Genomic DNA, 6,729 nt, shown 5'->3' with positions numbered 1-6,729 from the left:
AGTAATAAATTTAGAATTACTACAAAGGCAACTGAAATTAATAGACCTATCTTTGTATTTCTTCTTGATAGAGCTCTTTTAAAATCTGTTTTAAAATATTTATTCATCTTGACCTCCCATTAATTTTACATAATATTCTTCAAGTGTAGATTTTTTGTGGTAAATCTCGTTTAAATATATATTGTGTTTTGCCATTTCCTTTTGAATTGTAAGGATGTCAATTTTATCAAAGACCCTTATCTCGTTATTATCCATAACTTTAAAGTTTTCTATTTTCAAATCCTCTTCCAAAATATTTACGATTTTATTTAAATTTTCATTTTCTCCAACTATTTTTATATAGTCTTTAACTTTGGAGTCCAATTCTTCTCTAGTTAACTCTTGAAGCATCTTCCCTTTTTTTATAAATCCAATCCTATTTGCAATGAGTGATAGCTCATTTAATATGTGAGAAGAAACTACAATAGTCGTATTCCACTCTTTGTTAATCCTTAATAAAACATTTCTAAGATCCACTATACCTTCTGGATCAAGACCATTAATGGGCTCATCTAAAATTAAAACTCTTGGTCTATTCATAAGTGCAGCCACAATTCCAAGTCTTTGCTTCATTCCAGTTGAATAAGCTTTTACTTTTTTATTTAGTGCATTATCTATTTTAAAAAGTTTTGCAATTTCAAATGTCTCTTTTGGAATTTCTATCCCCTTTAAGTCTGCTAAATATTTTAAATTTTGCATACCTGTGAAATATGAATAGAATGACGCTTCTTCTATCAAGAATCCAAAGCTATTTCTAATTTCTGTATTCTTGTCGAGGTTTTTGTCAAAAACATTGACATCGCCACTATTTTTTTCAATGTAACCTGCCAAAATTTTAAGTAAAGTGGACTTACCGGCACCATTTGCTCCCACTAGTCCATAAGTATCGCCATCGTATAAATTAAAATCCAAATTATCGAGGGCTTTTGTTTTTGTATAAATTTTATTTAAATTTTTTATTTCAATAATCTTTTCCATAACTACCTCCTGCAATTATTATCTCTCATAAAGTTTAATAAAGAATTAAGGAGTTCTAAAGACTTTCTAAAGAAAAAAATCTAGGCTTAACCTAGATTCAAACTGTCTAAAAAATAACAAAGCTCTAAAGAAATCTTATCCTATGGAAGAAATTGTAGGAAGTTCGACTTGAAGTAAATCGACCGAAAATCACACTGTCCCATTAAGTGAGTTTGTGATTTTCAGATTTACGAAAGTATGAACTTTCCCAATTTCTGTAATGAGATAAGATTTCTTGAGCTTTGTCTATGAACTAAATCTAGGCTTAACCTAGATTTTATTTTAATTTATATCCAATTGACCAAACAGTTTCTATATAATTTTCTCCAGAAACTTTTTTAATTTTCGATCTCAAGTTTGATATGTGAGCATTGATTGTGTCAGAATCATAAAAATATTCATCTTCCCACACTTCTTCATAGAGATTCTCACGCGTATAAATTCTATCAGGATTTTTCATAAGAAGAAGCAAAATTTTATATTCAATGGGTGTCAGTTTAATCGCCTCGCCCTTTACTTCCACCGCCATTGTATTTAAATCAATGTGAATGTCCCTGTAGCTAATCTCGTTTTTGTCTTCATGATTTTCCTCGTTAAAGTCCTTGTATCTTCTTATCACTGCTTCAACAACTGCAAGGAGTTCGTCCTTATCAAAGGGCTTTTCTATAAATGCGTCTGCTCCCATTTTAAGCACATTTATTTTAGACTCTTTCGCAATTTTTGCACTAAGAACTATTACTGGAAGTTTTTTGTTCTTGCGAAGCTCTTCTAGAAATTCTTCACCACTCACTTCTGGCATCATGAGGTCTAAGAGTATTAAATCAAAATCATGTATTTGCAAAAATAAATTTGCCTCTCTTACATTTAGTGCTCCATAAGAATCGTATCCACTCTTTTTTAAAATCTCTACAACGAGATCATTTATATCCTTGTCATCTTCAACTACTAATATCTTATTCATCACATCACCTAAGCCTGTCTCGTCTAACTAATTTCTAATCTGTCCATTTCCAAAAATTATATATTTGTAGCTTACTAATTCGTCAAGCCCAACTGGTCCCCTTGCGTGCAGCTTTTGTGTGGAAATTCCAAGCTCTGCACCTTTTCCAAATTCTCCACCATCAGTAAATCTCGTAGATGCGTTGACATAGACAGAACTTGAGTCCACTTCATCTAAAAACTTCATTGCATTTTCATAAGACTCAGTCAAAATCGCCTCAGAATGACCCGTTGAATATTTTGCAATATGTTCTATTGCTTCGTCAATATTTGATACAGTCTTAACAGAGAAGGCATAGTCTAAATACTCTTTTCCAAAGTCTTCTTCAGTTGCAGACTTTGCGCCTGTAATTTTTTCTATTGCTCTATCATCTGCATAGACTTTTAAATTAAATTCTTCCACAATTTTATTTAGACCTTCATAAAATTCATCTGGAAGATTTTCATGAACGACTAGAGATTCCATTGCGTTACAAACTCCAACGCGAGTCGTCTTTGCATTTTTTATAATTTCAAGTGCATTTTTAATGTCGCACTTCTCATCAACATAGATGTGGCAGTTGCCAACACCTGTTTCGATTACAGGAACTTTTGCATTCTCAACAACAGAATTTATAAGTGAAGCTGAACCGCGAGGAATTAATAAATCTACATAGCCTTTAAGCTGCATAAGAAGAAGAGATGACTCTCTACTTGTGTCCCTTATAATTTGCACAAAGTTCTCGTCATAACCTGCGTTTTTTATTCCCTCTCTAATTGCCTCTGCTATTGCAATGTTAGAATTAATTGCCTCTTTTCCTCCACGCAAAATTATTGCACTTGATGCCTTAATAGAAAGAATCGCCGCATCGAGAGTGACATTTGGCCTTGCTTCATATATTATTGCAATCACACCAAGGGGCACAGTTTTCTTTCCAATTTTTAGCCCTGCATAATTTTCTTCCATAGATAGAACTCGTCCCACAGGATCTTTATAATCTATTACATCATCAATTGCCTTTGCCATTGACATAATTCTTTCTTCATTTAAAAGAAGTCTATCAATTAAACCCTCTGGCATATTATTTCTCTTAGAAGCTTCAATATCTTTTGCATTTTCATTTAAAATATTTTCTGTATTTTCAATTATTGAAAGCTTAACTGAACGCAAAATATCATTTTTTTCCTTCGTACTTAATTTTGCAAGTTTTCGCGAAGACTCTTTTGCAATTTTTCCAATATCTTTAACACTTAAAATACGTTCCAATAATATCACCCTTTACAATGTCTCTTATTATTTTCATATTTTCGCCAGATGCAATCACTACTTCTATACCCTTTTCAGTAGCAAGTTTTGCAGCTTTTATTTTTGTCTGCATTCCACCTGTCCCAACATTTGAATCAGTATCTTTTGCAAGACTTTCAACAGATTTTATGTCTGTGACTTCCCTTATTATTTGTGCGTCTTTATTTTTCCTCGGATCATCTGTGTATAGGCCCTCAATATCTGTTAGCATTATTAAGAGGTCTGCATCAATTAATCTTGCTATTACGGCAGAGAGCGTGTCGTTATCGCCAAACTTTATTTCGTAAGTAGAAATGCTGTCGTTTTCATTTATTATTGGAATTACGTCCATCTCTCTTAACTTTTCTAAGGTGTTTCTGGCATTGTTACTCATCTCTTTATCTTTTTCTATTTGTCTAGTTAAAAGAATTTGTGCAGAATTATAGCCATATGTTATTAAACTTCTATCGTATATATTAGTAAGGGCAACTTGTCCCACTGCAGCTGCTGCTTGTTTTTCTGAAGTATCTGTCGGCCTATTGTCAATTTTTAATTTTGCACGACCTGCTGCAATTGCTCCACTAGAAACTAACACTACATCCATGCCATTATTTTCAAGATTTGCAAGTTCGTAGCAGAGTTCATCTATCTTTTGAAGATTTATTTTTCCATTGTCATGAGTAATTGACGATGAACCAACTTTTATTACTACTTTCTTTAAATTATTTTTAAATTTTCTCATAATATCTCCCAAAGTTTATTAAACACATTATAACCACAATATGTAATGCGCTAAAACATCAAATTAAATTAATTGACATAAACATTGTATTGATTTTTACAATGTTTTATAATTATATCAGATGGAGGGAATTAAATGTCAAAAATATTGAGAAAAGAAGAATTGGCACCAAATATTTACCTATTTGATGTCTATGCACCAAAAATTGCTGCTTCAGCAAAACCTGGTCAATTTATTATTTTAATTGCTGATAAATATTCTGAAAGAATACCGCTTACTATATCTGATTATGACATCGATAGAGGTAGCGTTCAAATAGTAGTTCAAGCTTCTGGAGAATCCACAAAAAAAATCTGTGCTTTTGAAGAAGGCGACGAATTTAAAGATTTCGTTGGACCTCTTGGTAAAGAGTCAGACTTTATGTTAATGGATCTTGAAGAGCTCAAAGATAAAAAATATTTATTCGTTGCAGGTGGAGTTGGTACTGCACCAGTTTATCCACAAGCCAAATATTTTAAAGAAAACGGCCTTCACTGCGACATCATTATTGGAGCAAAGTCCAAAGAATTTGTAATCCTTGAAGACGAACTTGCATCAGTTTGTGATAATTTATACATAGCAACTGACGATGGCAGTTACGGATTTAAAGGGCTCGTTACAGATAAACTTGTTGATTTAGTTGAAAACGAACATAAAAAATACGACAATGTTGTCTCTATTGGTCCAATGATTATGATGAAGTTTGTAGAACTTACTACAAGAAAGTACGACCTACCTATCACAGTTTCTCTTAACCCTATTATGGTTGATGGAACTGGAATGTGTGGAGCTTGTCGTGTAAACGTGGGAGGCAAAACAAAATTTGCATGTGTTGATGGTCCAGAATTTGACGGTCACCTTGTTGATTTTGACTCTGCAATGAAAAGACAAAGACAATATATTAATAACAAAAAAACTACTGAAATAAAAGACCACCACTGCACAATGGATATGGCTGTTGAAGCTTCTAGAGTAAAATATGACGAAAATCTAAACGAAAAGATTGAAATAAAAAAGGCAGAGGATAGATTCACACGAATTCCTATTGCAAACCAAGATCCAGAAGAGAGAAACAAAAACTTTAAGGAAGTGTGTCTTGGCTATACTCCTGAAGAAGCAGTTCTCGAGGCTAGCAGATGTTTAAACTGCAAAAAGCCACAATGCGTTGAAGGATGTCCAGTTTCAATAGACATTCCTGGATTTATTAAAGAGATTGCAAGTGGAAACTTTGAACAATCATATAAAGTTCTATCACTTTACACTTCCCTACCTGCTGTCTGCGGAAGAGTTTGTCCACAAGAGACACAATGTGAAGAGAGATGCGTGCTTGCAAATAGAGGAGACTCTGTTTCTATAGGTAAACTTGAAAGATTCTCTGCAGATTATGCAAGACGTCACCACATTGACTCAAACGAAAAACCTAAGTCTATGGGCAAAAAAGTTGCAGTAATAGGAGCAGGCCCTGCTGGACTTACTTGTGCCGGAGAACTTGCTAAAATGGGATATGATGTTACAATCTTTGAAGCTCTTCAAGAAAGCGGCGGAGTTTTAACTTATGGAATTCCAGAATTCAGACTTCCAGAAGAAGTTGTTGCGCATGAAGTTGATAACATTAAAAGCCTTGGCGTAAAAATTGAAAACAATACTGTAATCGGAAGAACTCTTACTGTGGACGACTTAATTAAAGACGGCTATGAAGCTGTATTTATTGGTTCAGGTGCAGGTCTTCCAAAATTCATGAACATTCCTGGCGAAAACTTAAATGGAGTTTATTCAGCTAATGAATTCTTGACAAGAAATAACTTGATGAGATCTTTTGACGAAGAATACGACACTCCTGTAAATGTTGGCAAAAAAGTTGCAGTAATTGGCGGCGGCAACGTTGCAATGGATGCTGCAAGAGTTGCAAAAAGACTTGGAGCAGATGTATCCATACTTTACAGAAGAACTGAAAAAGAACTTCCAGCAAGAGTCGAAGAAGTTCATCACGCAAAAGAAGAAGGAATTAAATTCGAAATGCTTACAGCTCCTACTGAAATTCTAGGAACTGAAGACGGCTGGGTAAAAGCTCTAAACTGCGTAAGAAACGAACTTGGTGCACCAGATGAATCTGGCAGAAGAAGACCAGTTAAAATTGAAGGGTCTGACTACACAGAAGAATTTGAAACAATTATTATGGCCCTTGGAACAAATCCAAACCCACTTATCTCTTCAACAACAAAAAATCTCGACATAGAAAATTGGGGCGGCATAATAGTAAACGAAGAGTCTCAAACATCAAGAGAAGAAATTTTTGCTGGCGGAGATGCAGTAACAGGTTCTGCAACAGTTATCCTTGCAATGGGAGCTGGTAAAAACGCCGCAAAATCAATTGATGAATTTTTAAGAAATAAATAATTGATGACATTTTAAAAGACCAAGAGGTATCTCCTCCTGGTCTTTATATTTATATTTACAAGTGTCAAAATCTTTTATCTAAATTAATTTTACGACGTCAATATGTCCAACTTGACTAATTTCTACTTTTTTCTCGTCTACTAACTCATCTAACTTATTATCTTTTCCAAACACGAGATCAATTTCACTTTTAAGGACAGAGTCATAGCTATTTATATAAGAAACTAAAGTC

5 protein-coding genes are annotated in these 6,729 nt (G+C 33.8%); 1 reads left to right on the top strand and 4 read right to left on the bottom strand.

All coding sequences use genetic code 11. The annotated features are described in order from the left end of the window. Positions 1-99: 99 nt before the first annotated feature. From ACOX6R_RS06850 to proB, 4 genes are all read right to left on the bottom strand, one after another. Positions 100-1,017 carry an ABC transporter ATP-binding protein gene (locus ACOX6R_RS06850; protein WP_433448612.1) on the bottom strand — a complete coding sequence of 306 codons (918 nt, stop codon included), beginning with the start codon at positions 1,015-1,017 and terminating at the stop codon, positions 100-102. A gap of 316 nt (positions 1,018-1,333) precedes the next feature. Further along, positions 1,334-2,017 carry a response regulator transcription factor gene (locus ACOX6R_RS06845; protein WP_433448610.1) on the bottom strand — a complete coding sequence of 228 codons (684 nt, stop codon included), beginning with the start codon at positions 2,015-2,017 and terminating at the stop codon, positions 1,334-1,336. A gap of 27 nt (positions 2,018-2,044) precedes the next feature. Continuing rightward, complete coding sequence (locus ACOX6R_RS06840) at positions 2,045-3,301, bottom strand: glutamate-5-semialdehyde dehydrogenase (protein ID WP_433448608.1); 1,257 nt, start codon at positions 3,299-3,301, stop codon at positions 2,045-2,047. Further along, positions 3,279-4,061: a glutamate 5-kinase gene (gene proB, locus ACOX6R_RS06835; protein WP_433448606.1), complete on the bottom strand. Its 783-nt coding sequence runs from the start codon at positions 4,059-4,061 to the stop codon at positions 3,279-3,281. The genes ACOX6R_RS06840 and proB overlap by 23 nt, the downstream gene beginning before the upstream one ends. A gap of 135 nt (positions 4,062-4,196) precedes the next feature. Between proB and ACOX6R_RS06830 the strand changes: the two genes are divergently transcribed. After that, positions 4,197-6,497 carry a bifunctional dihydroorotate dehydrogenase B NAD binding subunit/NADPH-dependent glutamate synthase gene (locus ACOX6R_RS06830; RefSeq protein ID WP_433448604.1) on the top strand — a complete coding sequence of 767 codons (2,301 nt, stop codon included), beginning with the start codon at positions 4,197-4,199 and terminating at the stop codon, positions 6,495-6,497. Positions 6,498-6,729 lie beyond the last annotated feature (232 nt).

Origin of the sequence: Peptoniphilus sp. (genome assembly GCF_050943655.1) — a bacterium.
Taxonomy (GTDB): domain Bacteria; phylum Bacillota; class Clostridia; order Tissierellales; family Peptoniphilaceae; genus Peptoniphilus_A.
This window is presented reverse-complemented; position numbering and strand designations above follow the sequence as displayed.

Coding starts and splice junctions, on each gene's coding strand:
- ACOX6R_RS06830 (WP_433448604.1), top strand. CDS start 4,197: ATGTCAAAAATATTGAGAAAAGAAGAATTGGCACCAAATATTTACCTA.
- ACOX6R_RS06845 (WP_433448610.1), bottom strand. CDS start 2,017: ATGAATAAGATATTAGTAGTTGAAGATGACAAGGATATAAATGATCTC.
- ACOX6R_RS06850 (WP_433448612.1), bottom strand. CDS start 1,017: ATGGAAAAGATTATTGAAATAAAAAATTTAAATAAAATTTATACAAAA.
- proB (WP_433448606.1), bottom strand. CDS start 4,061: ATGAGAAAATTTAAAAATAATTTAAAGAAAGTAGTAATAAAAGTTGGT.